We start from the raw sequence: 26,880 nt of genomic DNA on the forward strand, positions 1-26,880 counted from the left end.
TTCCGAGGGTGTCAGGTCAGATTTGAGCTTCTACCGCTTATAAAAGCTTTTTCTTAAACTTTCTTTTTGGTTTGAGAACTTATGATTTTTGCAGGATTTCCTACAACTGTTGCATTGGCTGGAACGGACCGAGTGACGACTGCGCCAGCGCCGATCATGGCATTTTCTCCAATTATCAGTCCCGGCAAGATGGTGCAGTTTGCACCTAAAGAAGCACCGTTGCCTACAACAGTACGATCGAAACGCTCAGGATAGACTTTGCTTCTAGGGTAGATATCATTGGTGAACGTGACATTCGGGCCAATAAATACGTCATCACCAATAGTGATGCCATCCCAGACTTGTACGCCGCATTTTATGGTGACGCGATCGCCGATAGTTACATCATTTTCAATGAAAACGTGGTCGCAGACATTGCAGTCGCTCCCAATTTTGGCGCCAGGTAAGATATGTGTAAATGCCCAGATCCTAGATCCTTTACCGATGTCTGGCGACTCGCACAAGGCGTGAGAGTGCACAAAATAATCCGTGGGTTCGCTCATTTACTCTCCATTGATGTTGATCAAAATAGGCAATCATTTTTGAAAGGGAGCCAATTTTCCCCTTATTTATAATATTTATACAAGAGGGTACTGTCAGCATGCAATGGATCGGCCGCTTGTCTCTAAAAACACCTCAATTCGCACTGCATTTGGCACTTTTATTGGTCAATAACTGATCAGGGCCTACACTTCTTTTACCTCTTGCAATGCGTGTCGATCATCATACAGAGCCCCTGCCATTGGGTTCGTGATAAACGTCATACATACCCTGTAATCTACTCGTTTTTGACGGTCTCCAACCATCGCCTAACGTAGAAAAGCAGCTTCGGAAAAGCTGCTTTTTCTACCTCACCGATGTCATGGAGCCTCACCAATGCAAAACACCTACCTCACCTCTCTAATCTTCGCCTTCCTCACCACACTCTCCGCCGCCACTACCGCCGCCCCATCGATCAAACCCGAACTCCCAAGCCCCATCACCACCCAAATGACCCAATCCGAACAATCCTCCAAGGTCAACCTCAACGCCGCCGACGCCGAAACCCTGCGTCGTGACCTTTTCGGCATCGGTGCCGCCAAGGCCAATGCAATCATCGCCTATCGCGAGAGCAACGGTCCGTTCATGGCGGTGGATGAGTTGTTGGAAGTAAAGGGTATCGGCAAGGCGTTGCTGGAGAAGAATCGTGGCAGGTTAGAGATCAAGTAAGCATCGAGGGGCCGGTCAGTGACCGGCCTTTTTTCATCCGGGATCTGCGCTTACAAACCGTCACGCACGATTTTGACGGTGCATGTTTACCACGCTGAATCTTTTTACATCGCGCAGGCGTTGGCATGAAAAGTGATTACTCATACAGGGAGGATTGTTCAACAATCGTGAGGTAACGATGACACTCAGCTTGTCCTTAGCCGACCAGATCGCCCTGGAGCTGCGTGCCGACATCATCGGTGGCCGACTGTTGCCCGGAATGGCATTGGTCGAAGCCGAGCTGGTCAAGGCCTATAACGCGTCGCGTAATACGATTCGTGAGGCATTGCACCGTCTGGGCCAGGAAGGGTTGACGCGCTACGTGCGCAACAAGGGCGTGGTGGTTCGTCGGTTGGAGCGCGAAGAGGTGCGTGATTTATTTGTCGTCCGCCGCACGCTCGAATTACAGGCCATTGCCCAGAGCGGTGCGTTCACCCAGGATCAATCCGAGCGTATGCAAAACGCCATCGAGGCCACCGCGCTGGCCCGGGAGCGTGAGGACTGGCGTGCGGTTGCGACCCACAGCCTGTTGGTGCATCAGCAGATTGTCGGGCTGATGCGCAGCCCGTTGTTCGACGAGTTTTTCGCCCAGGTGGTCGCGCAGTTGCGTCTGGTGTTTTGCGCGGCACCCGATGAGCAACGTTTCCAGGCGCCCTGGCTGGAGCGTGATCGTGAGCTGTACGACCTGCTGGTCCACGGCGACAAATCGGCGGCCGGGGAGGCGATGAGCGTGTACCTGGATGATTCAGAACGGCAGTCGTTGGCCCTGTTTACTTTCCCTTGATCGAGGATTCGCACCATGTACAAAGACTATCCAGCCGCTTACCAGGTCAGCAAAGGTTCGGCGTTGCAGGTCGACACCGCGTTTTACGAGCGTATCCGTGCGCGCAAGGATCAACGCACCTTGGTCGAACAGTTCGAGGTGCCGATTCGCACGGGCAGGGCGTGGAAGGTGCCGGCCGGGCATGTGTTCCGTGTGACTACGCCGGTGGGGCCGCAGGTGGGCGACTTCAATGTGTGGAACGCCAACGACCCGCGCGAACGCCTGTGGGCCGCGCGCACGCGTCAGTTGCAGGGCGCGCATGTCAGCACTCATGACCGGTTGTGGTCGAACCTGCCGTTCCTGCGGCCGCTGGTGACCATCACCGATGACAGCCTGGCCAGCTACGGCATTGATGAGCACGGCGGGCGCCTGCACGATTTGCTCGGTACGCGCTGCGATCCGTATGTGAACCGCATGCTCACTGGTGAAGATTTCCATCATCACTGTCACTCGAACCTGACCCGTGCGGTGTTGCCTCACGGTCTGACGGAATTCGACGTGCATGACGTGCTGAACATCTTCCAATGCACCGGCCTCAATCACGACGACATGTATTTCATGAAAGCCTGTCCGGCGCAGAAGGGCGATTACCTGGAGTTTTTTGCCGAGATTGATTTGTTGTGTGCGCTGTCGACCTGCCCGGGCGGGGATCTGTCGCTGCCGATGTGGGGCCCGGATGCACAGGACCCGCTGACGGTGTGTCGTGCGCTGGGGGTTGAGATTTATCGATTGGAAGCCGAGTTGCTGAACGGCTGGAGTCAGCCGGAGCGTGCTGCTTATAAAGGGCAGCACGGTTTGCAGATTGCCAAGGCGGAATGGGAGTAGGGCAGAAGAGGGGCTGCTTTGCAGCCCGACGGGAGCAAGCTCCCTCGCCACATGGGATCAGCGGTCCTGCCCATCCTTGGCATCCGCCTGCGCATTGCGCTCGGCCACGCGTTTGCGTTGTTCGTCGGTGAGTTCCACTTTGTTGGCGCTGTCACGCAGCATCAGCAGCCCGCCGACGATCGACCCGATCGCAACCACCATAATCAACCATGCATACCACGGCATAACGCTCTCCTTGAGGCAGATTGCCGTGGGAGGTTTTCCCACGGTAATAACTGCTTTGAGTTACAGGCTTTCTGAGTAGTTCAGTGTAGGCCTGTTCCGCCTCAAAACCTTAGAGCCCGGTCAACATTGCATCTGCCGGTGCCGCGGCGCGGTCGTGCGCGGTCATCTGGAAGTAGATGAAGCCGACCAGCATGAAGCCGAGGAAGATCATGCCGATCAGCGCGTTGAACCAGGCCATGGCCACCAGGCACACCACCGCCAGCACCAGCGCGATGCCCGGCACGATCGGGTAGCCCGGAGCGCGGAAGGTGCGTTCCAGCAGCGGTTCGGTCTTACGCAGTTTGAACAGGCTGAGCATGCTCATGATGTACATCACGATGGCGCCGAATACGGCCATGGTGATCATTGCAGCAGTCAGGGTCATGCCGCCCAGGTTGATCAAACCGTCGCTGTAGATGGCGGCAATACCGACCACGCCGCCAGCGATGATTGCCCGGTGCGGTGTATGAAAACGCGACAGCTTGGCCAGGAACGGCGGCAGGTAGCCGGCCCGAGCCAGGGCGAAGAATTGGCGCGAGTAGCCAAGGATGATGCCGTGGAAGCTCGCCACCAAACCGAACAGGCCGATCCACACCAGCATGTGCAGCCAGCCGGAGCTTTCGCCTACTACGGTTTTCATCGCCTGGGGCAGCGGGTCGTTGATGTTCGACAGGGTGCGCCAGTCGCCCACGCCGCCGGCGAAGAACATCACGCCCATGGCCAGGATCACCAGGGTCAGGATGCCGCTGATGTAGGCTTTCGGAATGGTGCGCTTGGGATCTTTCGCTTCCTCGGCCGCCATGGCCGCGCCTTCGATGGCGAGGAAGAACCAGATCGCGAAGGGGATCGCCGCGAACATTCCGGCAATCGCCGGGGCCCCGAAGGTGTCGGAGCCGGCCCAGCCATTAAGGGCGAAGTTGCTGAAGCTGAACGCGGGGGCGACCACGCCCATGAACACCAGCAGTTCGGCGACGGCGAGTACGCACACCACCAGTTCGAAGGTGGCGGCGAGTTTCACGCCGAGGATGTTCAGGCCCATGAACACGATGTAGGCGCCGACGGCGGCGTGTTTCGGATCGAGTGCGGGAAACTGCACATTCAGATACGCACCGATGGCCAAGGCGATGGCGGGTGGGGCGAACACGAATTCGATCAGGGTCGCCAGGCCGGCGATCAGGCCGCCTTTCTCACCAAACGCGCGGCGGCTGTAGGCAAAGGGCCCACCTGCGTGGGGAATGGCGGTGGTCAGTTCGGTGAAACTGAAGATAAAGCAGGTGTACATCGCGGCGACCATCAACGAGGTCACCAGGAAGCCCAAGGTCCCGGCTACGCCCCAGCCATAGCTCCAGCCGAAGTATTCCCCGGAAATCACCAGCCCGACCGCGATGCCCCACAAATGCAGGGTGCCCAAGGTGGGTTTGAGTTGTGTGTTCATCGTATTGCGCTCCCTGAACCGGTTGGAATGATTCAAGGTGTTGCAGCGGCCATGCCAGCCTGAGAATCATTGTCGTAAAGCTGCGCTACTGTCGTTTGGGGGATGGTTTGGCGTTTGAATTTTCCTGTTGCTGCACCAGATAAGTGCGGCGGTGACTGTGCCGGTGCTATCGGGAGCAAGCTCCCTCCCACACTTGACCGAGTTGTCATGCCGAGCGCCGATCAACCTGTGGGAGGGCGCTTGCTCCCGATAGCGCCCGCCCAGGCACCGAAACCCCCGGTGTAAACCCCGCATAAACCCACTCTTTACGCCATCTTTACGCCTCACCCAGCCCCTCGCTCTCGTTCCTTTACACCACTCCTGCCGACAATTGCCCCACACGCGGCACTCGCCGCAAAACGGAGAGACTTCCATGAGCGTTCTGGACGGGGTGTCACTGCTATTGGCCGTGGCGCTGTTCATTTATCTGCTGGTTGCGCTGTTACGCGCGGATCGGAACTAGGAGCAGGCTATGCACAGTTATGACTATTGGCTGATCATCGCCTTCTTCGCCGTGGTATTGGTGCCGGCCCCGTTCCTGGGGCGGTTCTATTACAACGTGATGGAAGGCCGGCGCACTTGGCTCACGCCGCTGCTCGGGCCCGTGGAGCGCGCGTGCTATCGCCTCTCGGGCGTGGACGCGCAACAGGAACAGAGCTGGCAGAAATACATGTTGGCGTTGCTGGCGTTCAACCTCGCCGGGTTTGTGTTGCTGTTCTCGATCCTGTTGTTCCAGGACTACCTCCCACTGAACCCGCAGAAATTGCCGGGCCAGGAATGGACCCTGGCCTTCAACACCGCGGTCAGCTTCATGACCAACACCAACTGGCAGTCCTACAGCGGTGAAGCGTCCCTCAGCTACCTCAGCCAGATGGCCGGCCTCACCGTGCAGAACTTCGTCAGTGCGGCCACCGGTCTGGCAGTCCTGGTCGCGCTGTGCCGTGGGATCGGTCGCAAATCCACCCAGACCCTGGGCAACTTCTGGGTCGACATGACCCGCGCCACGCTCTACGGCCTGTTGCCGTTGTGCCTGGTGATGGCGTTGTTCCTGGTGTGGCAGGGCGTGCCGCAAACCTTCGCGCATTATGTTGATGCCGTGACCCTGCAGGGTGTCGACCAGGTGATCCCTTTGGGCCCGGCGGCCAGCCAGATTGCGATCAAGCAACTGGGCACCAACGGCGGCGGTTTCTTTGGCGTGAACTCGGCGCATCCGTTTGAAAACCCGACGGCCTGGGCCAACCTGTTCGAGTTGTCGGCGATCATCCTGATCCCGGTGGCGCTGGTGTTTACCTTCGGCCATTACGTGAAGGATCTGCGTCAGAGCCGGGCGATCCTCGCTTGCATGCTGGCCCTGTTCCTGATCGGCGGTGCAACCTCGCTGTGGGCCGAGTACCAGCCCAACCCGACCTTGAACAACCCGGCGGTTGAGCAGACCGCGCCGCTGGAAGGTAAAGAAGCGCGCTTCGGCACCACTGGTACCGTGTTGTGGTCGGTGACCACCACCGCGGCGTCCAACGGTTCGGTCAACGGCATGCACGACAGCCTCAGCCCCCTCAGCGGGATGGTGGCACTGGTCAACATGATGGTTGGCGAAGTGATCTTCGGCGGCGTCGGCGCCGGTATGTACGGCATGTTGCTCAACGTGCTGATCGCGGTGTTCCTCGCCGGCCTGATGATCGGCCGCACTCCGGAATACCTGGGCAAGAAGCTGCAGGCCAAGGAAGTGCAATTGCTGGTCGTGACCCTGATGGTGATGCCGATCGGCGTGCTGGTGCTCGGTGCCATAGCTTCCAGCCTGCCCGGCCCGGCCGGTGCGATCAGCAACCCTGGCCCCCACGGGTTCAGCCAGTTGCTCTATGCCTACACCTCGGCCAGTGCCAACAACGGTTCGGCGTTCGGCGGCTTCAGTGCCAACACGCCGTTCCACAACTTGATGCTGGGCCTGGGCATGTTGATCGGTCGCTTCGGCTACATCCTCCCGGTACTGGCCCTGGCCGGCAGCCTGGCGATGAAGAAGACCGCACCGATTGGCCAGAACAGCTTCCCCACCCATGGTCCGCTGTTCGTGACCCTGTTGACCGTGACCATTTTGCTGGTGGGCGGCCTGACCTTCCTGCCGACACTGGCACTGGGCCCTATTGCTGAACACCTGAGCATGGGCTTCTGAAGGATATGAAAATGAATATGCCTGCAAAAAACGCGAGCCCGGTCAAAACCCACGAACCCGCCAAAACCGCGATCTCCGCGCTGTGGCGCCCGGCGCTGGTCCAGGCGTTCGTCAAGCTCGACCCACGGCAACTGCAACGCTCGCCGGTGATGCTGGTGGTCGAACTGACCGCCATTCTCACCACCGTGCTGTGCCTGGTGCCCGACACCGCCGTGCCGACCTTCGTCGCCGCGCAAATCGCCGTGTGGCTGTGGTTCACCGTGCTGTTCGCCAACTTCGCCGAAGCCTTGGCCGAAGGGCGTGGCAAGGCCCGCGCCGACAGCCTCAAGGCCGGCAGCGAAGGCCTCAGCGCTCGGCGCAAGGAGGCCGATGGCAGCTTCAAGGTCGTGCCCGCCACCGGCCTGCGCAAAGGTGATGTGGTGCGCGTCGCCGCCGGGGAAATGATCCCCGGCGACGGCGAGGTCATCGAAGGCATCGCCGCGGTCAACGAAGCGGCGATCACCGGCGAATCCGCACCGGTGATCCGCGAATCCGGCGGCGATCGCTCGGCCGTCACCGGCAACACGCGCCTGGTCTCGGACTGGCTGCTGATCCGCATCACCGCCAACCCCGGCGAGTCCACGCTGGACCGCATGATCGCGCTGGTGGAAGGCGCCAAACGCCAGAAAACCCCCAACGAAGTGGCGCTGGATATCCTGCTGATCGGCCTGACCCTGATCTTCCTGCTGGTGGTCGTGACCCTGCAGCCGTTCGCCCACTTCGCCAATGGCAGCTTGCCCCTGGTGTTCCTGGTCGCCCTGCTGGTGACGCTGATTCCGACCACCATCGGCGGCTTGCTCTCGGCCATCGGTATCGCCGGTATGGACCGCCTGGTGCGCCTCAACGTGATCGCCAAGTCCGGTCGCGCCGTGGAAGCGGCGGGGGACGTGCATGTGTTGTTGCTGGACAAGACCGGCACCATCACCTTTGGCAACCGTCGCTGCGCGGCAGTGGTGGCGGCGCCGGGCGTGAGCGGCCGGGAACTGGCCGAGGGCGCGCTGCTGGCGTCCCTGGCGGATGACACGGCAGAAGGTAAATCCATCGTTGAATACCTGCGTGCCCTGCACCCACAGGCCGAGCCGTCCCTGGCGGAACTGACTGCTGTGCCGTTCACCGCCGAAACCCGTTTGTCCGGCGTCGACTATCAGGGCCGCGTGTTCCGCAAAGGCGCCGTGGACTCGCTGCTGGCGTTTATCGGTCAGCCTCGCGGCGACCTGCAACCGGCCCTGTCGCGGGAAGTCGACAAGATCGCCCAGAGTGGTGGCACGCCGTTGCTGGTGTGCGCCGATGGCAAGTTGCTCGGTGCGATCCATCTGAAGGACGTGGTCAAGCCCGGCATCCGCGAACGGTTTGCCGAGCTGCGCAAGCTGGGGATCCGCACCGTGATGGTCACCGGCGACAACCCGCTGACAGCGGCCGCGATTGCCGCGGAAGCCGGCGTGGACGACGTGTTGGCCGAAGCTACCCCGGAGAAAAAACTCGCACGGATCCGCCACGAACAGAACGACGGCCGACTGGTGGCGATGTGCGGCGACGGCGCCAACGACGCCCCGGCGCTGGCCCAGGCGGACGTCGGCATGGCGATGAACGACGGCACCCAGGCTGCCCGCGAAGCGGCCAACATGGTCGACCTCGACAGCGACCCGACCAAGCTGCTGGACGTGGTGCAGATCGGCAAGGAATTGCTGGTGACCCGCGGCGCGCTGACCACCTTTTCCATCGCTAACGACGTGGCCAAGTACTTCGCGATCCTGCCGGCGCTGTTCGCCTCGATCTACCCGCAACTGGGCGTGCTCAACGTGATGCACCTGCAGAGCCCGCAGAGCGCGATCCTCTCGGCCATCGTGTTCAACGCGCTGATCATCGTCGTGCTGATTCCCCTGGCGCTGCGCGGTGTGCGGGTGCAGGCGGCGAGCGCGGCGGCGTTGCTGCGGCGCAACCTGTTGATCTACGGCCTGGGCGGGATTGTGGTGCCGTTCGTGGGCATCAAGGCGATCGACATGTTGCTGACCGCGCTGCACCTGGTTTGACCCGATGCCTGTGGGCACCGGCAAAGCGGTGGCCACAGGTTGCACTGACCGAATCGAGGAATTTGAAATGTCCAATATCATCCGCCCGGCCCTGAGCCTGCTGGTCCTCATGACCCTGATCACCGGCGTCGCCTACCCGTTGGTGGTGACCGGCGTCGCCCAGGTTGCCTTCCCGGACCAGGCCAACGGCAGCCTGGTGCGCGACGCCAGCGGCAAGGTGCGCGGCTCCAGCCTGATCGCTCAGGACTTTACCGGCGACAGCTGGTTCCACCCGCGTCCTTCGGCAGGCGCGTTCGCGACCGTGTCCAGCAGCGCGAGCAACCTGGGGCCAAGCAACCCGGCACTGGCCACGCGCGTGTTCGATGACGCGAATAAACAGTTCGTGCCCGCGCAAGGGCCGGTGCCGTTAGCCTCGCTGACTACCTCCGGCAGCGGTCTTGATCCACACTTGCCTCCGCAGGCGATTGCCTATCAACTGGCGCGGGTAGCCGCCGCGCGGAACATGCCGGTGGCCACCCTGCAACGCTTGCTGGATGAACACATCGAAAGCCCACTGGTGGGCCCGCCGGTGGTGAATGTGCTGGCGCTGAACATGGCCCTGGAAAAATTGTAAACAGGAGCGCCGCTATCGCGGGCAATGCGTTCCAAATGTGAGAGAGGGCTTGCCCGCGATAGCGCCCTGAAAGACACCCTATAAACCCCTGAAGGAACCCCCGCGCATGAGCGACTCCGGCCGCGCCGATGCCCTGTTAGCCGATCTGCCCCGGGACGGCCGTGGCCGGCTCAAAGTCTTCCTGGGCGCCGCGCCGGGTGTGGGCAAGACCTACGCCATGCTCCAGGCCGCCCACACGCAGTTGCGCCAGGGCGTCAGGTTGCTCGCTGGCGTGGTCGAAACCCACGGCCGCGCCGAGACCGAAGCGTTGCTCAGCGGCCTGCCGCAGCAACCGTTGCTGCGCAGTGAATACCGGGGCGTGATGCTCGAGGAAATGGACCTGGACGGCCTGCTCGCCGCCAAGCCGCAACTGGTGCTGGTGGACGAACTGGCCCACAGCAACGCGCCCGGCAGCCGCCATGAAAAGCGCTGGCAGGATATTCAGGAACTGCTCGCCGCCGGCATCAACGTGTTCACCACGGTCAACGTCCAGCACCTGGAAAGCCTCAACGATCAGGTGCGTGGCATTACCGGCGTGCAGGTGCGCGAAACCCTGCCCGATTGGGTCTTGCAGGAGGCCGATGAGCTGCTGCTGATCGACCTGCCGTCCCGCGAGTTGCTGGAGCGCCTGCGCGACGGCAAGGTGTATGTGCCGGAACAGGCCCGCGCGGCCATCGACGCGTTTTTCACCCAGACCAACCTGATGGCCCTGCGCGAGCTGGCGATGCAAACCGCCGCCGCTCACGTCGACGACGACCTGGCCCAGGGTTACCGCCAACTCGGCCAGGCCGCGCCGGCCGTGCGTGGGCGCTTGCTGGTCGGCGTCGACGGCGATGCACAAGCCGAACGCCTGGTGCGCCATGCCAGCCGCGTGGCGCAGCGTCGCCATCTGCCCTGGACCCTGGTGCATATCGATAACGGCCGCGCACGCGATGAGCAAGCACGCCTGCGTCTGCAAAATGCCCAGCAACTGGCCGAACGCCTCGGCGGTGACGTGGTGCTGCTGCGTGCGGGTGAGGTGACCAAGACGCTGATCCAGCATGCCGCCGAGCGCCGCGCCAGCCTGGTGCTGGTCGGGCAGTCGCGGATGAACTGGCGACGTCGGCTGTTCGGCGGTGGCGTGGCCGAGCGCCTGATGCGCAATGCGCGCGGTCTGGAAATCAACATCCTCGACAGCGACGACGTACCTGCACCGCCGCGCCTGCCGGATGTGCGCGGGCTGGTGTGGTTCGACTATGCGCTGGCGGTGGTCGCGACGGTGATCGCGGCGGCCCTGGCCTGGGCGGTCGCCAGTGTGTTGCCGTTGCCGAATATCTCGCTGGTGTTTCTCGCGGCGGTATTGCTGGTGGCGGTGCGCAGCAGCCTGGGGCCGTCCCTGATGTGCGCGGCGCTGTCGTTCCTGACGTATGACTTCCTGTTTATTCCGCCGAAATTCTCCTTCGCCATCCAGCGTGAAGAAGACGTGCTGACTCTGTTGTTCTTCCTGCTGATGGCGGCGCTGACCGGCAACCTCGCGGCGCGCCAGCGCCGGCAGTTGCAGGCGTTGCGCGATACCCAGGAAGAAACCAGCGAACTGCTCGACCTGTCGCGCAAACTCACCGCCGCCACCGATCGCCAGGCGGTGATCAGCGCGGCGGCGCATCACCTGGAAGGCTGGAGCGACCTGGATCTGTGCCTGGTCAACCGCGACGGCCAGGGCGGCTGGAAAGTCGAGACCGGCGGGCCGCTGACCTTCACCGAAGCCGAACGCGCCGCCGCCGACTGGGCCTGGCAGCATGATCAGCCGGCGGGCAAGGGCACCGGCACGTTGCCGTTCGGGGGATGGTGGTGGTGGCCGCTGTCGAGCGAAGAGGGCCCGCTGGGGTTGCTCGGTGTCAGTGCAAAACCCGGTATGGAACTGAGCGGCCAGCGGCGTCGCTTGCTGATCGCCTTGAGCCAGCCGCTGGCCCAGGCGTTGGCCCGCGCGCAATTGGCGCAGGAGCTGGAATCCGCGCGCCTGCACGGCGAGACCGAGCAACTGCGCAGTGCCTTGCTCGCCTCGGTGTCCCACGATTTACGCACGCCGTTGACGTCCATGCGCGGCAGTATCGACAGCCTGCTGGCACTCGGCGAAGCCATCCCGCTGGAGGATCGCCGCGAGTTGCTCGAAGGCACCCGCGATGAAGCTGAGCGCCTCGACCGCTATATCCAGAACCTGTTGGACATGACCCGCCTGGGCCACGGCGCGTTGAAGCTGGCGCGCGATTGGGTCTCGCCCGGTGATATCGTCGGCAGCGCCCTCGGCCGTTTGCGCGCGGTGCTGGCGCCGTTGCAGGTGAGGATCGATGTGCCGTCTGAATTGCCGTTGCTGTATGTGCATGCCGCGTTGATCGAGCAGGCGCTGGTCAACGTGCTGGAAAACGCCGCTCGATTCTCGCCGGCCCAGGGCCATTTGCACGTCAGCGCCGGGGTGTCGGATAACCAGCTATTCTTCGCCGTGGCGGATGAGGGCCCCGGGATTCCCGAAGACGAGCGCGCGAAGATTTTCGATATGTTCTACACCGCTGCCCGTGGCGATCGCGGCGGGCAGGGCACCGGTCTGGGCCTGGCGATCTGCCAGGGCATGGTCGGCGCCCATGGCGGGCATATCAGCGTCGCCGATGGGATTGGCGGGCGGGGTACCTGCATCACGCTGTTCCTGCCTTTACCCGCACAGCCTGGCCTGGAACGCGAGGCGTGAGCTACTCTCTTTTTTCAATGGATTTTGATTGGACACCATGAGCCAGACCGCGACGATTTTGGTCATTGACGACGAACCGCAGATCCGCAAATTCCTGCGCATCAGCCTGGCCTCCCAGGGCTACAAAGTGATCGAGGCCGGCACTGGCAACGAGGGCCTGGCCCAGGCCGCCTTGAGCAAGCCGGATTTGCTGGTACTCGACCTCGGCTTGCCGGACATGGACGGCCAGCAGGTGCTGCGCGAGTTTCGTGAGTGGTCGACGGTGCCGGTGCTGGTGTTGTCGGTGCGCGCCGGCGAAGTGCAAAAGGTCGAGGCGCTGGATGGGGGCGCGAACGATTACGTCACCAAACCCTTTGGCATCCAGGAGTTTCTGGCCCGCGTGCGCGCCTTGTTGCGCCAGGCCCCAGCGGGTGAAGCCCAGGAAGCGGCGTTGTGTTTTGGCCCGCTGACGGTGGACCTGGCCTTCCGCCGCGTATTGCTGGACGGCGCCGAAGTGGCGCTGACCCGCAAGGAATACGCGGTGCTGGCGCAACTGGCGCGACATCCGGGGCGGGTGATTACCCAGCAACAACTGCTCAAGGACATCTGGGGGCCGACCCATACCGAGGACAGCCACTACCTGCGCATCGTGGTGGGCCACCTGCGCCAGAAGCTGGCGGATGATCCGACTCAGCCGCGGTTTATCGTGACCGAGGCGGGGGTGGGGTATCGGTTGCTGGGGGCTTAGGCCTGGTGGATTTTCGTTGGCTGTCAGGGCCTCATCGGGGGCAAGCCCCCTCCCACAGGTTGAAGGCGTTCACAAATCAAAATGTGGGAGGGGCGGTGCGACGATTCGACTTGCCCCCGATGAGGCCCCCAGCCACACCGCCAATCTCAGTGCTGCTCACTCTCATACCGATCCAACGTATCACTGGCGATCTCGCGCCCCAAGGCGATCAGTTCCGGCGCCTTGTAGAACTCGAAAAACCGGCACACCCGCTTCGGCACGTTGATCAGCACATCCGGCGGGTAGCCGGCGATCTTGTATTGCGCCAGCGATGTCTGCATCACCTCGAAGCTCTGGTTGATCAGGTCCAGCAATGATGCCGGGCCGACGTTGTCGATGATGAACGAACCGGTCGCCGACTTCGGCGCCCCGGCTTTTTCCGGGGCGGCGGCGGGCTGCTGGGATTCCGGTTCGGCCGACTCCAGCCACGGGTTGATCTCGGCCGCTTGGGCCTGCAAGGCTTCCTGTTCGAGCTTCATCAACTGCTCGGCCTGCTTGCGGCGAAACGGCAAGTGCGAACCCAGCGACTTCGCCAGGCTGTTGAAGCGGCTCTTGAATGCCGGCGGCCGCTGGATCACCGGCAAGTGGTAGTGTTTCTGGTTGGTCGCGTTGAGGTTGACCGCAATGATCAAGTCGCAATGGCTCGACACCACCGGCACGATCGGCAGCGGGTTGAGCAGGCCGCCGTCCACCAGCATGCGGTTGCCCTGCATCACCGGGGTGAACAGGCTCGGAATCGCCGCCGATGCGCGCATGGCCTGGTGCAGGCAACCTTCCTGGAACCAGATTTCCTGCTGGTTGGTGAGGTCGGTGGCCACGGCGGTGTAGGGGATGCGCAGCTCTTCGATATTGATCTCGCCGACGATCTTGCGGATCTGCCCGAAGACCTTCTCGCCGCGAATCGCTCCCAGGCGGAAGCTCACATCGACCAGGCGCAGTACGTCGAGGTAATCCAGGCTTTCGATCCAGTTGCGATACTCGTCGAGTTTGCCGGCAGCATAGATTCCGCCCACCACCGCGCCCATGGAGCAGCCGGCGATACAGGCGATGTCGTAGCCGCGCCGTTCGATTTCCTCGATCACACCGATATGGGCATAGCCCCTGGCCCCACCGGAGCCCAGCACCAAGGCAACACGCTTCTTCATGGTCGATGTCCTTCGTTAAGCAGGCGCCCACAATGCACCCAATACGGGGGCGGCTTCAATCTTCGCGCCACCGCGCAATATTTTTCCAGAATAGCGGCTAGGCTCGGGTATGCTCTGGCAATCGGCGCTTTTGATTTCGGGTGGCGGACAAGGCACTTTTCTTTGTAGGCAACGTCTACACGGTACGACCGTTTTTCTTTATTTTGAGGTGTCATCGATGAAAGCCTGGATGTGTGTGCCTGTGATCATGTTGGCCCTGGCCGGTTGCGCCGGGAAAACTGCCTATCGCGACAGCTGCGGCAGCCAATTGGACGCCGCGTGGAAAGAGCTGGACCTGGCCAAGGCCGAAGGCTTTGCCGGCACCGTGAGTTACTCCAAGGCCTTGTCCCTGCTGACCGGCGCCAAGACCCAGCAGCAATTCGAAGCGTTCGAAGGCTGCGCCAACAAGGCCGAGAAGGCGCGTTTCTATATTCGTGAGTCGCGCGCCGGCCGCTGATTCGTCGCAGCTGTCGAGTGCAACCAGGCTGCGTCAGCGGTTTGAGTGATGCAGGGATTATTCGTCGTCAGTGGAGGAAAACATGTCAGCCTTGGTAGATCAGTTAGTCGCTCAGGTCATCGGCCTGGAAGTAGGGTTACTGAGCTGCCAGGCTCGGCTCGCCGCCGTCACCGACGATGAAGCCCTGCATGATTTACGCACCACCGTGCGGCGCCTGCGTAGCCTGTTGCGACCCTTGCGCGGCTTGCCGGGGGTCGAACAACTCGAACTGGCCGCCAGCACCGTCGGCCAATTGACCACCCCGTTGCGCGATCGTGAAGTGCTGGCCGCGCATCTGCACCAGCACGGTCACCATGCCGCCGCCGACCATCGTCTGCGCCTGCAACCCGAGGCCTATCGCCACGTCGCCGAGGGCCCGGAGCTGGCGCACCTGCTGCAGATCCTCGATGCATTCCCGCGGTTTATCCGTGCCTCGCAACACCAGAAACTGCTCAGGGGCCTGCGCACGCGTATCGAGAAACGCCTGGCCAAGCAATGGCACAACCTCGATGACGCCCTGCAGGACCCCAGCCACGATCGCCACCGTCTGCGCTTGTTGATCAAGCGCGTGCGCTACGCCGCCGAAGCCTACCCCGAGCTGGACAAGCTGCCGGTCAAGGCGATGTCGCGCCTCAAGCAAGCCCAAGGCGCCCTGGGCGATTGGCATGATTGCTGGCAGTGGCTGCTCCAGGCCGAGCATCAAGCCGATCTGCAGCCCTGTGTGACGATTTGGCGTCGCACCATGGCCCAGGCCGAAGGCGAGGCGGATCGGGTGCTGGACAAACTCTGCGCGGATTGTTTCTGAGCCGGTCCGGTTTTTGGCCGGAATAGGCGCTGTACCTGGTGGTTGCGCTGGTTAAGATCGCTGCTCCAGTCTTTTTGATGTGAGGTCGCCATGCGCTTCAGTGATTTGCTCGACGCCGCCCGTAACCACCCGCTGGAGGTCACCATCCCCGCCGAATGGGCGCAGGGTCGCGCGACCTTTGGTGGCCTGGTGGCCGCTTTGCAATATGAAGCGCTACGCGCCCAGGTCCCTGCCGACCGGCCGTTACGCTCGTTGGCAATCACTTTTGTCGGCCCGGTCGCCGCGGATGTGCCCGCCAGTTATCACGTCGAAGTGCTGCGCGAAGGCAAGGCGGTCAGCCAATTGCTTGGCCGGGTGATGCAGAACGGTGAAGTGGCGACGCTGGTCCAGGCCAGTTTCGGCGCGTCCCGTGAGTCGCAAGTCGTGGTGGCGAGCGAGCCGCCGCCGACCTTCAAGCATTGGGATGAATGCCAGGAGCTGCCGTATATCCAGGGCGTCACCCCGGAATTCATGCGGCACCTGGCGATGCGCTGGAGTGTCGGCGGCCTGCCGTTTACCGGCAATACCTCCCGCGACATGGGCGGTTGGGTGCGCTTGCGCGGCGATGTGAAGGAAGAGCCGCTGACCGAGTCGCACATCCTCGCCCTGGTGGATGCCTGGCCGCCGGCGTTGCTGCCGCACCTGCGCAAGCCCGCGCCGGGCAGTACCCTGACCTGGACCATCGAGTTTATCCAGCCGCTGCAAGACCTCACCACACTTGACTGGTGCCAGTACTACGTCAACATCGAACACGCCCGTGACGGCTACGGCCATGCCGCTGCGGCGCTGTGGAGCCCGAGCGGAGAGTTGATCGCCATCAGCCGCCAGACCGTGGTGGTCTTCGCCTGACCTTCAGTGCCGGTGGCGCTGACGCCAGGCGCGCCACCAGCCACCGCTGAGCACAAAGCGCGGGAAGCTCACGAACTGCTCGACCAACAGGCGTTGGACCGCGTCTTTGCGGTTGCTGAACGGTTCACCGGCCTGGGCTTCCAGGCTGTGGCCATGCCGCTGCAAGGCAAGGCCGGCGAGGATGCCGACAACGCCCACGGCCAAACTGGCCAGGCTCAGGCTGAACACCCCGGAAACGACCAACAGAAACCCGATGATAAACAGCGGCACCGCGATCATGTGCAACGCCAGGTTGGTCGGGTGCTGGTGGTTTTGCGGGTACTGACGCCATTGCCAGGCGGGGAGATTGGGATGACGTTTGCCCATGATGATGAATCCTCTGTCCGTTGAAACAACTTGAACAGAGTTTAGGTCGGGTCGGCTGGCGCGGCGAATCAAGGCTGGCTATGGGGGCCATAGCCTCGCCTTGTATTGCTTATAGCTTCAACTGGCCAATCGCCTTGCTCAACTCCCCGGCCAATGTGGCGAGCTGATTGCTGGTGGTGGCCGAATCCACGGTCTGCTGCACGGTGTTCTCGGTCACATCACGAATACTCACCACGGCGCGGTTCATCTCTTCGGCGACATGGCTCTGCTGTTCGGCGGCGACGGCGATCTGGGTGTTGCTTTCGCGCATCTGCGCCACGGCGCCGGTGATTTCGGCCAGTGCCGCGCCGGCTTCCTGGGCCTGTTGCACGCAGTCATCGGCCTTGAACGAGCTTTCTTGCATGAAGTCCACCGCATCGCGGGTGCCGGCTTGCAGCGCCGAGACCATGAGCGTGATTTCGTCGGTGGAGGTTTGCACGCGTTTGGCCAGGTTGCGCACTTCGTCGGCGACCACGGCGAAACCGCGGCCCATCTCCCCGGCGCGGGCGGCTTCGATGGCGGCGTTGAGCGCGAGCAGGTTGGTCTGTTCGGCGATGCTGTGGATCACGCTGACCACGCCGTTGATTTTCTGGCTGTCTTCGGCGAGTTTCTGGATCATCTCGGCGGTCTGTTGTACGCCGCTGGACAGCCCGGCGATTGAGCGTTGTACCCGATCCACCACTTCGCGGCCGCTGCCGGCGAGGGTGTCGGCGGTCTGGGACAAATCGCGGGTGGCGCCGGCGTGCTGGGCGATGTGGTGGACGGTGGCCGTCATCTCGTTGATGGCGGTGGCGGCCTGGTCGGTTTCGCTTTGCTGGCCGAGCATGCCGTGCTGCACCTCGTTCATGCTGCTGGCCAGGCGCGCCGCGCCCTCATCCAGTTGCTTGGCGGTGCTGGCCACGGTGTTGACCACTCGCTGGTAGCCGGCTTGCATGGCATTGAACGCGCTGGCCATCTGCCCGACTTCATCTTTGCAGGCCAGCGGGACGCGCGCCGACAAGTCGCCGGTTTTCTCGACGTGCAGCATTACGTCCTTGAGGGTGTTGAGCTGGCTGAGCAGGAAGCGGATCAGCAACTGCGACGCGCAGAGCATCGCCAGCATCAGGATCAGCACCGCCACCGCGTAGTTGGCGAAGCGCTCACTGAACACCTGGCTCAGGCTTGGCGCGTAAGCGAGCACGGCGACCTGTTGCCCGTCGGCGCGGGCGACCACTTCAGCGCCCATCAACGGGTTTTCGCCGAATAAGGGCAGGTGATTGAGTTCGACCCAGCCGCTGGCACTGCTCAGGTCTGACAGATCTTGATCAGCCAACTGTGGGACTTGGCCACGGGCAAACGTCAGCCACGCCTCGCCCTTGGGCAGCGCCTTGTCGGCCGGCCAGGCGCTGAGCACGCGCGCCTGGGCTTGTGCCGAGGCCTGGGACGCCTGGCTGCGCGACTGCTGTTCGAGATGCACAGCGTATAGCACCAACAGCAGCGTGGTGATAAAGGCGACCGCGTTGACGGCCCAGAATTTGTATTTCAGCGAGATATTGCTAAGCCAGGCACCCATAGAAGGTTTTTCTCTGATAGCGGAAACAGCATTGGCAAGGTGCCATTATTGTGCCGCTACTGAAAAAATACCACTTTGATATGGGTCAATACGCCACATCAAACCACAGCGGGTAGGCCAAAAAAAATACGCGCGCAGGCGGTGCTGTGCTGGGCCAGGTCTTCCAGGCTTTCGTTGCGGTGCAGGGCGACTTCGCGCAGCACCTCCGGCAGGTAGGCCGGTTCGTTACGGCCGTTTTTCGGTTTGGGCCGTAGGGTGCGCGGCAGCAGGTAAGGCGCATCGCTTTCCAGCATCAGGCGGCCCCGAGGAATTTCTCTGACCAGCGGATGCAGGTGCGTCCCACGGCGTTCGTCGCAGATCCAGCCGGTGATGCCGATGTGCAAGTCGAGGTCGAGGTAGCTGAACAGCGCCTGCTGCTCGCCCGTGAAACAATGCACCACGGCGGCGGACAAGTGATCGCGGTAATCCTTGAGGATCTCCAGCAGGCGCTGGTTGGCGTCGCGTTCGTGGAGAAACACCGGCAGTTTCAGCTCGACGGCCAGGGCCAGGTGTTCTTCGAGGACTTTTTCCTGCTGCGGGCGCGGTGAGAAGTCGCGGTTGAAATCCAGCCCGCATTCGCCCACCGCGCGCACGCGGCTGTCGTTGAGCAAACCACGTAGGCGTTGGGCGCTGTCGCCGTTCCAGTCGCTGGCGGAGTGGGGGTGGATGCCAGCGGTGCAGAACAGTCGCTGGCCGCTTTCATCCAGCTTTTCGCACAATTGCAGGGCCTGTTCGCTGCCGTCGACACTGGTGCCGGTGAGCACCAATTGTTGCACGCCGGCAGCATACGCACGCTCGAGAACGGCCTGGTGCTTCTCGTCGAAACTTGGGTTTGTCAGGTTGACGCCGATATCAATGAGTTGCATGGTGCTATCTCCGCCTGCGGCCGGAAAGCATATCAGAGCTGTAGATTTATAAGAAAAACCTAGAACTACAACGAGTTATAGCTGTCTTTGAACGTCGCAAGTGACATTGTGGTGGGTCTATCGCCTACCCTGGTGCCGCCGTTGCGTGCCTTGTCAGCGCATAAAGCGCTCTGTTTCTGACCTCCAGCCCCTCGTTTTTCGCGAAGGTGCTGGCCAGTATTCTTTCCGGAGAGCGGATGATCCGACCCTCGGCGTTGCTTATGTTGTGCCTGACGTTATCGCTGCCCATGGCGGCGGTCGCGCGGCTGGACGGGCCGCTGGAAGTGACCAAACCGAGCAAGGTGCGCGACCTGGCCGAGATTCGCTCCAGTCGTACCCTGCGCGTACTGGTCAACCAGAGCCGCAACAGTTCCGGCGAAATCCAGGGCCAGGCCATTGGTGTCGAATACCATCGCCTGCGTGCGTTCGAGCAGTACCTCAACGACCAAGCCCGCGATGGCCAGGAAATCAATCTGAAGATCATCCCCAAGGCCAAGGACCAACTGCTCGGCGCGCTGGCGCGGGGTGAAGGCGATCTGGTAGCCCCCGGGGAATTGCTGGAAGTGAAGGCCACGCACAAGATCAGTGCGAGCGACCCGATTGCCAGCGGCGTGCCGTTATGGCTGGTGGGGGTCAAGGGCGAGCGCCGGTTCACCCGGCTGGAGCAGTTGTCCGGGCGCACATTGGCGCTGACCACCGGCAGCGCGGCGGCGGATGCGATCAACCAGGTCAACCAGAAACTGGCCCTGCACAAGCAGCCGCCGATCAAGGTGGAGTGGGTCGACCCGAGCCTGGCGGTGGAGGACGTGCTGGAGATGGTCCAGGCCGGCATCTTTCACCTGACCATCGTCGAGAAGCCCATCGCCGAACGCTGGTCGAAGATCCTGCCCAAGCTGCGCTTCGACAAGCAGGTGGTGATCAATGAGCCGGGCGAAGAGTATTGGTTCGTGCGGCAGGACGCCGCGATGCTGCGGGCGAGTATTGATCGCTTCCTCAAGACCTACCGCACGCCGTCCGACCAGGACGTGGCGTTTCAGCGCATTTATCGACGCCTTTACCAAGTGCGCAACCCGCTGGCCCGCATCGACCGCCAGCGCCTGGAGAAACTGCGCCCGATCCTGCAAAAACATGCGCGCGAGCAAGGCATGGATTGGTTGAACCTCGCCGCGCTGGCCTTCAAGGAGTCCGCCCTCGACCCAAGCGCGCGCAGCAGCGGTGGCCCCACCGGCCTGATGCAGATCACGCCTTCGGCGGCGCAGCGGGTGGGCGTGAACAATATCGAAAATCTCGACAGCAACGTGCAGGCGGGCGCACGTTATCTGTCGATGATCCGCCGCAAGTTTTTCGCCAGCCCCAAGCTCAACGAGCGTGAGCGCATGGCGTTCGTGCTGGCGGCCTACAACATGGGGCCGGAACGCGTGCAAGGCATGCGTACCGAAGCCAAGCGGCGTGGGTTGAACCCCAATCAGTGGTTCTTCCAGGTGGAGCGCATTGCCATGGAGCAGGTGGGGATGAGCGGCGTGAGCTATGTGAATAGCGTCAACAAGTACTACCTGGCGTTTGATCGGGAGCGGGACTCCCTGGAGCCGTCGGCGTTGGAGCCGAAAATCGCTTCGCGCAAGTGATCGATTTTATAGATATTAATCAGGCATTTTTTCGGCTTTTATCATTCCCTAAACTGATTAATATAGCGGCCAACCAACCCCTATTCTGAAAAGGATTATCCCCATGAGCCCACTGATCAAAAGCATCCTGTCCACCCGCGCCGGCTATGGCTTGACCATTCTGCGCATTGTCGTCGGCATCATCTTCGCTGCCCACGGTTCGCAAAAACTCTTTGGCTGGTTTGGCGGCTACGGCCTGGCGGGCACCGCGCAGTGGATGGAAAGCATCGGCCTGGCGCCGGGCACCCTGATGGCCTTGTTGTCGGGCGGTACCGAGTTCTTCGCCGGCCTGGCCTTGATCATCGGCCTGCTGGCACGCCCTGCGGCCTTGGGCCTGACGATCCTGTCGCTGGTGGCGATCTTCTCGGTGCATATCCATAACGGTCTGTTCATGGCGAACAATGGTTATGAGTTCGCCCTGGCCTTGCTCGGCGGCTCCCTGGCCGTCCTGTTCGAAGGTGCCGGCAAACTGTCCGCCGACCGCGCCATCACCCACTGATCGGTCTGTAACCGCTGGAGAAGGCCCGCCATGTGCGGGCCTTTTCGTTGCGCGGGATTCTTGACACCGCCCCATCGGCTTCTCTAGGATGTTGGTTATGCGCCGATTTAAACAGCTAATTGCGGGGCGCCACTGGGACTCGATGCAGCCCGACAGAAGCCAGTTCTCATTGCAGACGCCGGCTTCGAAATACCGCTAAAGCGCTGGTTCGGTGTTGCCTCTCACCTGCCCGCAGACTTTTGAGGCAGAGACACGACACGATGAATGCACCACGCCCCCTCATACGCCTGGCTCCGATCACTGCGGAGCTGACTCAACGCAATCCGAGAATTCTCCTGGGCGGCAAGCACCAGCCGACGCTGTTGCGTTACCTGGACGGCTGGCCGCGTCGGGGCGGGCGGCCCTCGGCGTTCCTGATCCAATTTGTCGAAGATGGCGATTCCCTGGCACGCTTTGCCAGCAACAGCTTTGACCTCGCGGTGATCCAGGCGCCCAGCGCCAGTGACGCGGCTGAGGTGATCCGCCAACTGACGCGCATTGCCCGGCAAGGCTTGATCGCGCGGCGCTGAGCCCTCAATAAAACGCCGACGGCGGCACCGGCCAGCGACGACGCCGCCGCCGAAACAGCCCCCAGGCAATCAGGCACAGCAGTGCCGGCAACGGCACAATCACCAGCAGTTTTACGTTGCGTTCCAGGCGCTGCACTGGCGCGTAAAGCGTGTTTTTCAGCGTATGCAGTTCCATCGGTAGACGCAGGCGTTCCTTGTTGAGCGCTTGCAACTGGGTACTGGTATCGACCGACTCCGTGCCCAGGGCCGTGACGTCGGGGTTAAGGCGCTGCCATTCCTTTTCCGTTCGTGCCAGGCGCCGTTCCAGCTCGGCAGCCTGATCCCGATAGGCGCGTTCGGCAGCCTCGCGCCGCTTCGCCAGCAGCTTCAATGAATGGCCGGCCACCGCGCGCGGGCGAATATCCGCCAGGGCCTGCGGCGCGGCCAGGTTATCCAGTGCGTTCATGACAAACAGTTTGTTGGCATTTCGCGCGGATTCGCCGGGAGGCTCGCTCAACATATCCGTATCTGCAACCACGACCACATGGATCTGCGCCGCCTTCTGCAACCCCGGCGGCCGCCCGCCAAATCCGTCGGCAAACGCCGAATAGGCTGGCCCTTCGAGGCGGGCAGCGATCACGTGAGGCTCGCCACGCGTGGGTAACGCACTGCCCACGGCGTCTGAATCGATCAGTAACGACTGTCTGGAACTGCGCAACAGCGGCGTGAAGATGGCGCGGCTTTTATCCAGGGAGAACAAGGCGCCGCTGTTCGACACGGTCACTGTGCCCAGCTTCCAGCTGCTGACATCGCGGGTATTCATTGCTTGGCGTGGCAGGGTGAATGTGGCCGGTTGATGTTCCGACGGGGCATAGGTGGGGTCGACCAGCACTTTGTTGCTCGGCATGCTGACCCCCCAGCCGGCGAGCAAGCCGTCTAGCCGGGTGGCGGAGGACGTTGTCTTTGAGCCGCCTTTGTCGAGGGGGTCGATAAACATCAGCAGTTTGCCGCCGCCCAGGACGAACTGGTCGATCGCATACAGTGTTTTTTCCGGCAGCCCGCGTGGATGTACCAGCATCAGGGTTTTAATCCGCGAGGGCACATGATCGGCCGTCGGCTCCAGCTCCAGGAGATCGAAATGTCGGTGCAACTCCAGTACCAGCGGCTCGATGGATGCGCCGGCCGGTAACCCTGATAACAGCCCGACGATCGCGGGCTCGGGGTGCAGCAACTGGGTGATCAAGTGGCTGATTTCATACTCCAGCAGCGGCTCGTTCTCCGGGTTGAACGACTCGATGCGTTGGGCGGTTTGTCCCTCCCGAGCGCCGATAAGACCGAAGAACCCCGGTTGATCGCGCAGGCCATACAGTCCTGCTTTGTAGGCATCCTCTGAAAAGGGAGTGGGATCGATAATGTGCAGATTGATCCTGCCGTTTGCTGCGTGTTCAAACGCCCTGAGCTTTTCTTCAACGCGTTTGGCATAGTGTTTCAGGATGCTTTTTTTGGCCGGTATGCTTGAGTTGAAATAATAGAAGTCCAGTGGGCTTTCCAGTGTGGTGAGTAAGTGCAATACCGCGGGTGACAATGTATTGGTCTGTTGTTGGGAAAAGTCCTGGCGTAAATCAGGAAGTTTGACTACCCATACCAGGTTGAATGCGAGGAACAGCAGCAGTATGACGCTAAGTGTCATGCCGGTGCGCAATGGATATCGCATCGAGAGTGTTCCTTCTCAGCTGTTCTTGTAGTTGAGGATAACGGTCGTCGCAGCAAGAAAAGCAATGATCATGCTGATGAAATACGCGCCGTCCTGAAAGGTAAGTGTCCCGTGATCAATCAGGCCAAAACGCAGGAGTGGGCTGAGAGATGTCAAACTGTCGATGATCCAGATGGGGGCTTGACGCTCCAGTGCATCCAATATCGAAGACACGCCGCTGGCCAATAACAGCAGGCTCAGCGTCAATATGAAAATGGCCAGGCGCTGGCGGGTCAGTGCGCAAATAAAAACACCCACTGAGAGATAGCTCCCGCTCAATAACCAACTGGCCAGGAATTGGGATGCGATGACCCGGTTGTCCGCACTGCCCAACAAGTTGACCACCGTCACGATGGGGAATGTCAGTAATAATGCCAGGCCCGCCACGACCCAGGCGGCGAGGAACTTCCCAATAACCAGTTCGGCGGGCCGCACAGGCAGTGTTTTCATGAAATCGCCAAAGCCTGTCTCATTCTCGTCCGCCCAAAGTTGAGTCGACAGTGCAGGGATCAGTAACAGGTACAACCAAGGGTGCCATTGAAAAAAGCCCTGCAAATCGCTGCTGCTGCGCTCCAGCAGTTGGCTGGTGTGCAACCCCAGCAAGGTCGACAGCAACAGGAACAGCGCAACGCTCAGGTAGGTGGCAGGTGCCGATAGATAGCTGGCAAGCTGGCGTTTGAAAACAGATGGCAGCAGGTTCAATGGGATGCCTCCTGGCTCAGGTGGTGAACGACATCGTTCAGGCGGCCTGGCTCCAGATTCAGTGAGTGTATTTCCCAGCGTCGGTTGGCAATCAATGCGCAGATGGCGGGGTAGATGGAGTGTCCCGGCATGGCGAGAACGGTTACCGTGCCCGGGCCGTGCCGGTCTTCTTCGATACCTGCCACGCCGGGCAGTACGGCAAGTGCCAGTAAATCCAGGGCTGACTCCGCCGCCAGGGTGACTGCGCGAAAGTGCCGGGAACTGCGCTGCAGCTCGGGCATCGGGGTGTCCGCCAACAGGCGCCCGCCGCCAATGACCAGGGCGCGGGTGCAGACGCCGGCCAGTGCTTCGCAATCGCGTGAGGCAACGATGATCGTCATCTCGTCGGCCAACGACTGGATAAGCCTGCTGATCTTGCCTTGCTGATGGGGCGCCAACCCTTCGCTGGGTTCGTCCAGTAACAGCACGTCGGGGTCGTGCAGCAGGGCCTGGGCAAACGCGACTTTGCGTTTCAGGCCAGGGGGAAGGGTGTTGATCGGGTAATCGAGGACTGGCCAGAGTTCGAGTCGGCTGGCCGCGTGATCCACCCGCCTGCGTCGCTCCGCGCCTTGGAATCCCCGAAGAGTGGCGATGAAACTGAGCAGGTTCTTGACCGACAGGGTCGGGTGACTGACTCCGGATTCGGGTTGATAGCCTATTGCCTTGCGTGCGTGATAGCCGTGTGTATGTGTATCCAGCCCCAGAATCCGCACTTGCCCCGAGGAGGGTTGGATGGCGCCGGCGATCATTTTTAAAAGTGTCGTTTTACCTGCCCCCTCCAATCCAAATAAACCAAGGCACTCTTGGCGTTTGGCAGAAAATGAGACATCGCTGATTACACTCTTTTTGTTCAAGTATTTTGTGAGGTTGCTTATCTCGATCATTATGCTTTTCTGTTCGGTTGGTGAGGCAAGAAGAATGAAGAGGCAAGCGCCTTTGTTGAGTGATATAGGGCTCGGGTTTAAAAATGGTACGTTCAATGTACAGCGCTTGGAAACGCTGAAGTATCTTAATAAGAGAAGTCCTACGTTCAGTCTGTTACCTCGCTGAAACAATCGTTGAGTGATAAATGCATGTTGATGGTCGGATGTTTATCTGATGTTTATATACGCTTTGCTTGTTGTCATGAGGCCTGATTACTATGATGCTTCTACGTACCCTAGTTCTTGAACGCTCTGGTGAGGATGCGCCGGTCAACGGTGCTCTGCTCTGTGGTTTTGCTGTTCCCCAGATCGCGTCGAACTTTCTTGTGTACAGCCTGGATGAAGAAATAGAGCCGGGTAGTTCCCGGGTATATGTCGCAGCATTGCGTAGGAAAGTTGAACGCTACTTCTTGGGTGGGGTGGATGCCCAAGAGGATCTGCAAGTTGCGATGCGGGTGTTTAAACAAATACTGACCCTGGCCGCGTCCGGTACCAAGTCGGGTAGCGTCGGCGACGGCCAGATTCCCTATCACTTTGTCGACTTGAAAGGCTGCAAGTTGCCGCCCGCCAGGCCCGAAGATCATCATTCAATGAACATCAAGAAAGCCTTGGTGATGAAGGTGATTACCTTGGGCACATCGGCCCCTGCGTCAGAGGCGATTGAAAGTCCCACGCTGATTGTCCCGTCCATTCGTTTTTCTTCCAAATTGGTCTCGGCTCCCAAAGTCACCAAGGCGCCTGAAACGGTCTTGCCCGTGGTGATCGAGGGGCTGGCTGAACCTCAGCGGCAGGTGCCCGCGGTCGTGGCGCCAAATGCTGCGCCGGTCGTCGCGGTTGCACCCAGTGCGCCGCCGGCGTCCAACGAACAGGCAGAACACAATTCACTGTTCGAGGTGGACAGCACCTTGACCAACCTCGCGCGTGTCGCCCAGGAACTGACCCAGCAAAAACTTGCGATGCAAAAGCGCGAAGAAGCACTCGAACAGCGCCAGGTTGAACTGCAGCGAGGGCTGGCGGAGCTTGAGCAAAAGCGCCAGGAACTGACCCGTCGCATGGTGCAGGAGGAGGGCGCCGTGCAGTTGCAGGCGCAGGCGTTGGAGGGGCGTGAAGCGCAGTTGGCAAATGCCGTGGTCATGCAGCAGCAAGGGCAGCGTCAAATGGATGAGCGCACCCGCGTCCTCGAAGAGCGGGCCATTCAAGTCGAGGCGCAAGAGCTGCGGGCGCGTCAGAAAGGCGAGACGTTGGCGGCGCTGCTCGTGCAGTTACCAGGGTTGCGCCAGAATGTGCATGCCATTCTCTTTGAACTCGACCAGGCGTTGGACGGCCTGGCCAGGAATGAGCTGGTTCAAGCCAGCAGCGAGCCGGGCGCAATCCAGCTGTGATGCGAGGCGTCAGAGGGTCTGGCTACTTTCCCCGGTTCATTTATCATCAC

General features: G+C 61.3%; 26 protein-coding genes. 16 read left to right on the forward strand and 10 right to left on the reverse strand.

Annotation, left to right across the window (positions count from 1 at the left end; translation table 11 throughout):
* Positions 1-53: 53 nt before the first annotated feature.
* On the reverse strand, positions 54-542 hold the full coding sequence (locus C8K66_RS04850) for an acyltransferase (RefSeq protein ID WP_108524390.1): 489 nt from the start codon (positions 540-542) through the stop codon (positions 54-56).
* 373 nt (positions 543-915) lie between these two features.
* On the opposite strand from C8K66_RS04850, the gene C8K66_RS04855 reads away from it, so the two are divergent.
* From C8K66_RS04855 to C8K66_RS04865, 3 genes are all read left to right on the forward strand, one after another.
* Positions 916-1,248: a ComEA family DNA-binding protein gene (locus C8K66_RS04855; protein ID WP_102617950.1), complete on the forward strand. Its 333-nt coding sequence runs from the start codon at positions 916-918 to the stop codon at positions 1,246-1,248.
* 178 nt (positions 1,249-1,426) lie between these two features.
* Entirely contained in the window at positions 1,427-2,071 is a 645-nt protein-coding gene (locus C8K66_RS04860; RefSeq protein WP_108524391.1) for a GntR family transcriptional regulator, read from the forward strand.
* 15 nt (positions 2,072-2,086) lie between these two features.
* Positions 2,087-2,935: a DUF1989 domain-containing protein gene (locus C8K66_RS04865; RefSeq protein ID WP_108524392.1), complete on the forward strand. Its 849-nt coding sequence runs from the start codon at positions 2,087-2,089 to the stop codon at positions 2,933-2,935.
* A gap of 57 nt (positions 2,936-2,992) precedes the next feature.
* On the opposite strand, the gene C8K66_RS04870 is transcribed toward C8K66_RS04865, so the two are convergent.
* On the reverse strand, positions 2,993-3,160 hold the full coding sequence (locus tag C8K66_RS04870; RefSeq protein ID WP_079443146.1) for a DUF2897 family protein: 168 nt from the start codon (positions 3,158-3,160) through the stop codon (positions 2,993-2,995).
* Positions 3,161-3,269: 109 nt separating this feature from the next.
* Positions 3,270-4,634: an ethanolamine permease gene (eat, locus tag C8K66_RS04875; protein WP_057003738.1), complete on the reverse strand. Its 1,365-nt coding sequence runs from the start codon at positions 4,632-4,634 to the stop codon at positions 3,270-3,272.
* 412 nt (positions 4,635-5,046) lie between these two features.
* Between eat and kdpF the strand changes: the two genes are divergently transcribed.
* From kdpF to C8K66_RS04905, 6 genes are all read left to right on the forward strand, one after another.
* Entirely contained in the window at positions 5,047-5,136 is a 90-nt protein-coding gene (gene kdpF, locus C8K66_RS04880) for a K(+)-transporting ATPase subunit F (RefSeq protein ID WP_003218754.1), read from the forward strand.
* Positions 5,137-5,145: 9 nt separating this feature from the next.
* Positions 5,146-6,840: a potassium-transporting ATPase subunit KdpA gene (gene kdpA, locus C8K66_RS04885; protein WP_057003737.1), complete on the forward strand. Its 1,695-nt coding sequence runs from the start codon at positions 5,146-5,148 to the stop codon at positions 6,838-6,840.
* An 11-nt stretch (positions 6,841-6,851) separates the two neighbouring features.
* Positions 6,852-8,909, forward strand: coding sequence for a potassium-transporting ATPase subunit KdpB (gene kdpB / locus C8K66_RS04890; protein WP_177030661.1), 2,058 nt, complete (start codon positions 6,852-6,854; stop codon positions 8,907-8,909).
* A gap of 67 nt (positions 8,910-8,976) precedes the next feature.
* Complete coding sequence (gene kdpC, locus C8K66_RS04895; protein ID WP_057003786.1) at positions 8,977-9,522, forward strand: potassium-transporting ATPase subunit KdpC; 546 nt, start codon at positions 8,977-8,979, stop codon at positions 9,520-9,522.
* Positions 9,523-9,628: 106 nt separating this feature from the next.
* Entirely contained in the window at positions 9,629-12,280 is a 2,652-nt protein-coding gene (locus C8K66_RS04900; protein ID WP_057003736.1) for a sensor histidine kinase KdpD, read from the forward strand.
* A 37-nt stretch (positions 12,281-12,317) separates the two neighbouring features.
* Complete coding sequence (locus C8K66_RS04905; RefSeq protein ID WP_057003785.1) at positions 12,318-13,007, forward strand: response regulator; 690 nt, start codon at positions 12,318-12,320, stop codon at positions 13,005-13,007.
* A gap of 146 nt (positions 13,008-13,153) precedes the next feature.
* Here the strand turns inward: C8K66_RS04905 and C8K66_RS04910 are convergent, their stop codons facing one another.
* Positions 13,154-14,191, reverse strand: coding sequence for a patatin-like phospholipase family protein (locus C8K66_RS04910; protein WP_017848819.1), 1,038 nt, complete (start codon positions 14,189-14,191; stop codon positions 13,154-13,156).
* Between the two features lie 217 nt (positions 14,192-14,408).
* Here C8K66_RS04910 and C8K66_RS04915 point away from each other — a divergent pair, with 217 nt between their 5' ends.
* The 3 genes from C8K66_RS04915 to C8K66_RS04925 all read left to right on the forward strand — a co-directional run bounded on the left by C8K66_RS04915 (position 14,409) and on the right by C8K66_RS04925 (position 16,419).
* Positions 14,409-14,687: a hypothetical protein gene (locus C8K66_RS04915; RefSeq protein ID WP_017848818.1), complete on the forward strand. Its 279-nt coding sequence runs from the start codon at positions 14,409-14,411 to the stop codon at positions 14,685-14,687.
* Between the two features lie 82 nt (positions 14,688-14,769).
* A complete protein-coding gene (locus tag C8K66_RS04920; protein WP_108524394.1) occupies positions 14,770-15,531 on the forward strand; it encodes a CHAD domain-containing protein in 762 nt (253 codons plus the stop codon).
* Between the two features lie 90 nt (positions 15,532-15,621).
* A complete protein-coding gene (locus C8K66_RS04925) occupies positions 15,622-16,419 on the forward strand; it encodes an acyl-CoA thioesterase II (RefSeq protein ID WP_108524395.1) in 798 nt (265 codons plus the stop codon).
* Between the two features lie 3 nt (positions 16,420-16,422).
* Here the strand turns inward: C8K66_RS04925 and C8K66_RS04930 are convergent, their stop codons facing one another.
* From C8K66_RS04930 to C8K66_RS04940, 3 genes are all read right to left on the reverse strand, one after another.
* The gene (locus C8K66_RS04930; protein WP_108524396.1) at positions 16,423-16,785 is read right to left on the reverse strand and encodes an Mpo1-like protein; all 363 of its coding nucleotides are present in this window, start codon (positions 16,783-16,785) and stop codon (positions 16,423-16,425) included.
* A 109-nt stretch (positions 16,786-16,894) separates the two neighbouring features.
* Positions 16,895-18,376 carry a methyl-accepting chemotaxis protein gene (locus tag C8K66_RS04935; protein WP_046483459.1) on the reverse strand — a complete coding sequence of 494 codons (1,482 nt, stop codon included), beginning with the start codon at positions 18,374-18,376 and terminating at the stop codon, positions 16,895-16,897.
* A 98-nt stretch (positions 18,377-18,474) separates the two neighbouring features.
* Complete coding sequence (locus C8K66_RS04940) at positions 18,475-19,281, reverse strand: TatD family hydrolase (protein WP_046483457.1); 807 nt, start codon at positions 19,279-19,281, stop codon at positions 18,475-18,477.
* Between the two features lie 236 nt (positions 19,282-19,517).
* Here C8K66_RS04940 and C8K66_RS04945 point away from each other — a divergent pair, with 236 nt between their 5' ends.
* The 3 genes from C8K66_RS04945 (at position 19,518) to C8K66_RS04955 (ending at position 22,052) form a co-directional block, all read left to right on the forward strand.
* A complete protein-coding gene (locus tag C8K66_RS04945) occupies positions 19,518-20,945 on the forward strand; it encodes a transglycosylase SLT domain-containing protein (RefSeq protein ID WP_057003735.1) in 1,428 nt (475 codons plus the stop codon).
* A gap of 103 nt (positions 20,946-21,048) precedes the next feature.
* Positions 21,049-21,483 (forward strand): DoxX family protein, encoded by a 435-nt coding sequence (locus C8K66_RS04950; protein WP_017848811.1) that lies wholly within the window; start codon positions 21,049-21,051, stop codon positions 21,481-21,483.
* Between the two features lie 260 nt (positions 21,484-21,743).
* On the forward strand, positions 21,744-22,052 hold the full coding sequence (locus tag C8K66_RS04955; protein WP_017848810.1) for a hypothetical protein: 309 nt from the start codon (positions 21,744-21,746) through the stop codon (positions 22,050-22,052).
* 4 nt (positions 22,053-22,056) lie between these two features.
* Here the strand turns inward: C8K66_RS04955 and C8K66_RS04960 are convergent, their stop codons facing one another.
* The 3 genes from C8K66_RS04960 to C8K66_RS04970 are packed head-to-tail and all read right to left on the reverse strand — an operon-like array spanning position 22,057 to position 25,409.
* Complete coding sequence (locus tag C8K66_RS04960; RefSeq protein WP_057003734.1) at positions 22,057-23,745, reverse strand: Gldg family protein; 1,689 nt, start codon at positions 23,743-23,745, stop codon at positions 22,057-22,059.
* Between the two features lie 15 nt (positions 23,746-23,760).
* Positions 23,761-24,486, reverse strand: a complete 726-nt coding sequence (locus tag C8K66_RS04965; protein WP_046384248.1) for an ABC-2 transporter permease — start codon at positions 24,484-24,486, stop codon at positions 23,761-23,763.
* On the reverse strand, positions 24,483-25,409 hold the full coding sequence (locus C8K66_RS04970) for an ABC transporter ATP-binding protein (RefSeq protein WP_057003733.1): 927 nt from the start codon (positions 25,407-25,409) through the stop codon (positions 24,483-24,485). The genes C8K66_RS04965 and C8K66_RS04970 overlap by 4 nt, the downstream gene beginning before the upstream one ends.
* Before the next feature lie 257 nt (positions 25,410-25,666).
* Between C8K66_RS04970 and C8K66_RS04975 the strand changes: the two genes are divergently transcribed.
* Complete coding sequence (locus tag C8K66_RS04975; RefSeq protein WP_108524397.1) at positions 25,667-26,830, forward strand: hypothetical protein; 1,164 nt, start codon at positions 25,667-25,669, stop codon at positions 26,828-26,830.
* Positions 26,831-26,880: the final 50 nt, after the last annotated feature.

Origin of the sequence: Pseudomonas sp. GV105 (assembly GCF_003058185.1) — a bacterium.
GTDB lineage: Bacteria > Pseudomonadota > Gammaproteobacteria > Pseudomonadales > Pseudomonadaceae > Aquipseudomonas > Aquipseudomonas veronii.

What these genes read in the sequence shown, in the direction of transcription:
- C8K66_RS04850 (WP_108524390.1), bottom strand. Translation starts at nt 542, where the DNA reads ATGAGCGAACCCACGGATTATTTTGTGCACTCTCACGCCTTGTGCGAG.
- C8K66_RS04855 (WP_102617950.1), top strand. Translation starts at nt 916, where the DNA reads ATGCAAAACACCTACCTCACCTCTCTAATCTTCGCCTTCCTCACCACA.
- C8K66_RS04860 (WP_108524391.1), top strand. Translation starts at nt 1,427, where the DNA reads ATGACACTCAGCTTGTCCTTAGCCGACCAGATCGCCCTGGAGCTGCGT.
- C8K66_RS04865 (WP_108524392.1), top strand. Translation starts at nt 2,087, where the DNA reads ATGTACAAAGACTATCCAGCCGCTTACCAGGTCAGCAAAGGTTCGGCG.
- C8K66_RS04870 (WP_079443146.1), bottom strand. Translation starts at nt 3,160, where the DNA reads ATGCCGTGGTATGCATGGTTGATTATGGTGGTTGCGATCGGGTCGATC.
- eat (WP_057003738.1), bottom strand. Translation starts at nt 4,634, where the DNA reads ATGAACACACAACTCAAACCCACCTTGGGCACCCTGCATTTGTGGGGC.
- kdpF (WP_003218754.1), top strand. Translation starts at nt 5,047, where the DNA reads ATGAGCGTTCTGGACGGGGTGTCACTGCTATTGGCCGTGGCGCTGTTC.
- kdpA (WP_057003737.1), top strand. Translation starts at nt 5,146, where the DNA reads ATGCACAGTTATGACTATTGGCTGATCATCGCCTTCTTCGCCGTGGTA.
- kdpB (WP_177030661.1), top strand. Translation starts at nt 6,852, where the DNA reads ATGAATATGCCTGCAAAAAACGCGAGCCCGGTCAAAACCCACGAACCC.
- kdpC (WP_057003786.1), top strand. Translation starts at nt 8,977, where the DNA reads ATGTCCAATATCATCCGCCCGGCCCTGAGCCTGCTGGTCCTCATGACC.
- C8K66_RS04900 (WP_057003736.1), top strand. Translation starts at nt 9,629, where the DNA reads ATGAGCGACTCCGGCCGCGCCGATGCCCTGTTAGCCGATCTGCCCCGG.
- C8K66_RS04905 (WP_057003785.1), top strand. Translation starts at nt 12,318, where the DNA reads ATGAGCCAGACCGCGACGATTTTGGTCATTGACGACGAACCGCAGATC.
- C8K66_RS04910 (WP_017848819.1), bottom strand. Translation starts at nt 14,191, where the DNA reads ATGAAGAAGCGTGTTGCCTTGGTGCTGGGCTCCGGTGGGGCCAGGGGC.
- C8K66_RS04915 (WP_017848818.1), top strand. Translation starts at nt 14,409, where the DNA reads ATGAAAGCCTGGATGTGTGTGCCTGTGATCATGTTGGCCCTGGCCGGT.
- C8K66_RS04920 (WP_108524394.1), top strand. Translation starts at nt 14,770, where the DNA reads ATGTCAGCCTTGGTAGATCAGTTAGTCGCTCAGGTCATCGGCCTGGAA.
- C8K66_RS04925 (WP_108524395.1), top strand. Translation starts at nt 15,622, where the DNA reads ATGCGCTTCAGTGATTTGCTCGACGCCGCCCGTAACCACCCGCTGGAG.
- C8K66_RS04930 (WP_108524396.1), bottom strand. Translation starts at nt 16,785, where the DNA reads ATGGGCAAACGTCATCCCAATCTCCCCGCCTGGCAATGGCGTCAGTAC.
- C8K66_RS04935 (WP_046483459.1), bottom strand. Translation starts at nt 18,376, where the DNA reads ATGGGTGCCTGGCTTAGCAATATCTCGCTGAAATACAAATTCTGGGCC.
- C8K66_RS04940 (WP_046483457.1), bottom strand. Translation starts at nt 19,281, where the DNA reads ATGCAACTCATTGATATCGGCGTCAACCTGACAAACCCAAGTTTCGAC.
- C8K66_RS04945 (WP_057003735.1), top strand. Translation starts at nt 19,518, where the DNA reads ATGATCCGACCCTCGGCGTTGCTTATGTTGTGCCTGACGTTATCGCTG.
- C8K66_RS04950 (WP_017848811.1), top strand. Translation starts at nt 21,049, where the DNA reads ATGAGCCCACTGATCAAAAGCATCCTGTCCACCCGCGCCGGCTATGGC.
- C8K66_RS04955 (WP_017848810.1), top strand. Translation starts at nt 21,744, where the DNA reads ATGAATGCACCACGCCCCCTCATACGCCTGGCTCCGATCACTGCGGAG.
- C8K66_RS04960 (WP_057003734.1), bottom strand. Translation starts at nt 23,745, where the DNA reads ATGCGATATCCATTGCGCACCGGCATGACACTTAGCGTCATACTGCTG.
- C8K66_RS04970 (WP_057003733.1), bottom strand. Translation starts at nt 25,409, where the DNA reads ATGATCGAGATAAGCAACCTCACAAAATACTTGAACAAAAAGAGTGTA.
- C8K66_RS04975 (WP_108524397.1), top strand. Translation starts at nt 25,667, where the DNA reads ATGATGCTTCTACGTACCCTAGTTCTTGAACGCTCTGGTGAGGATGCG.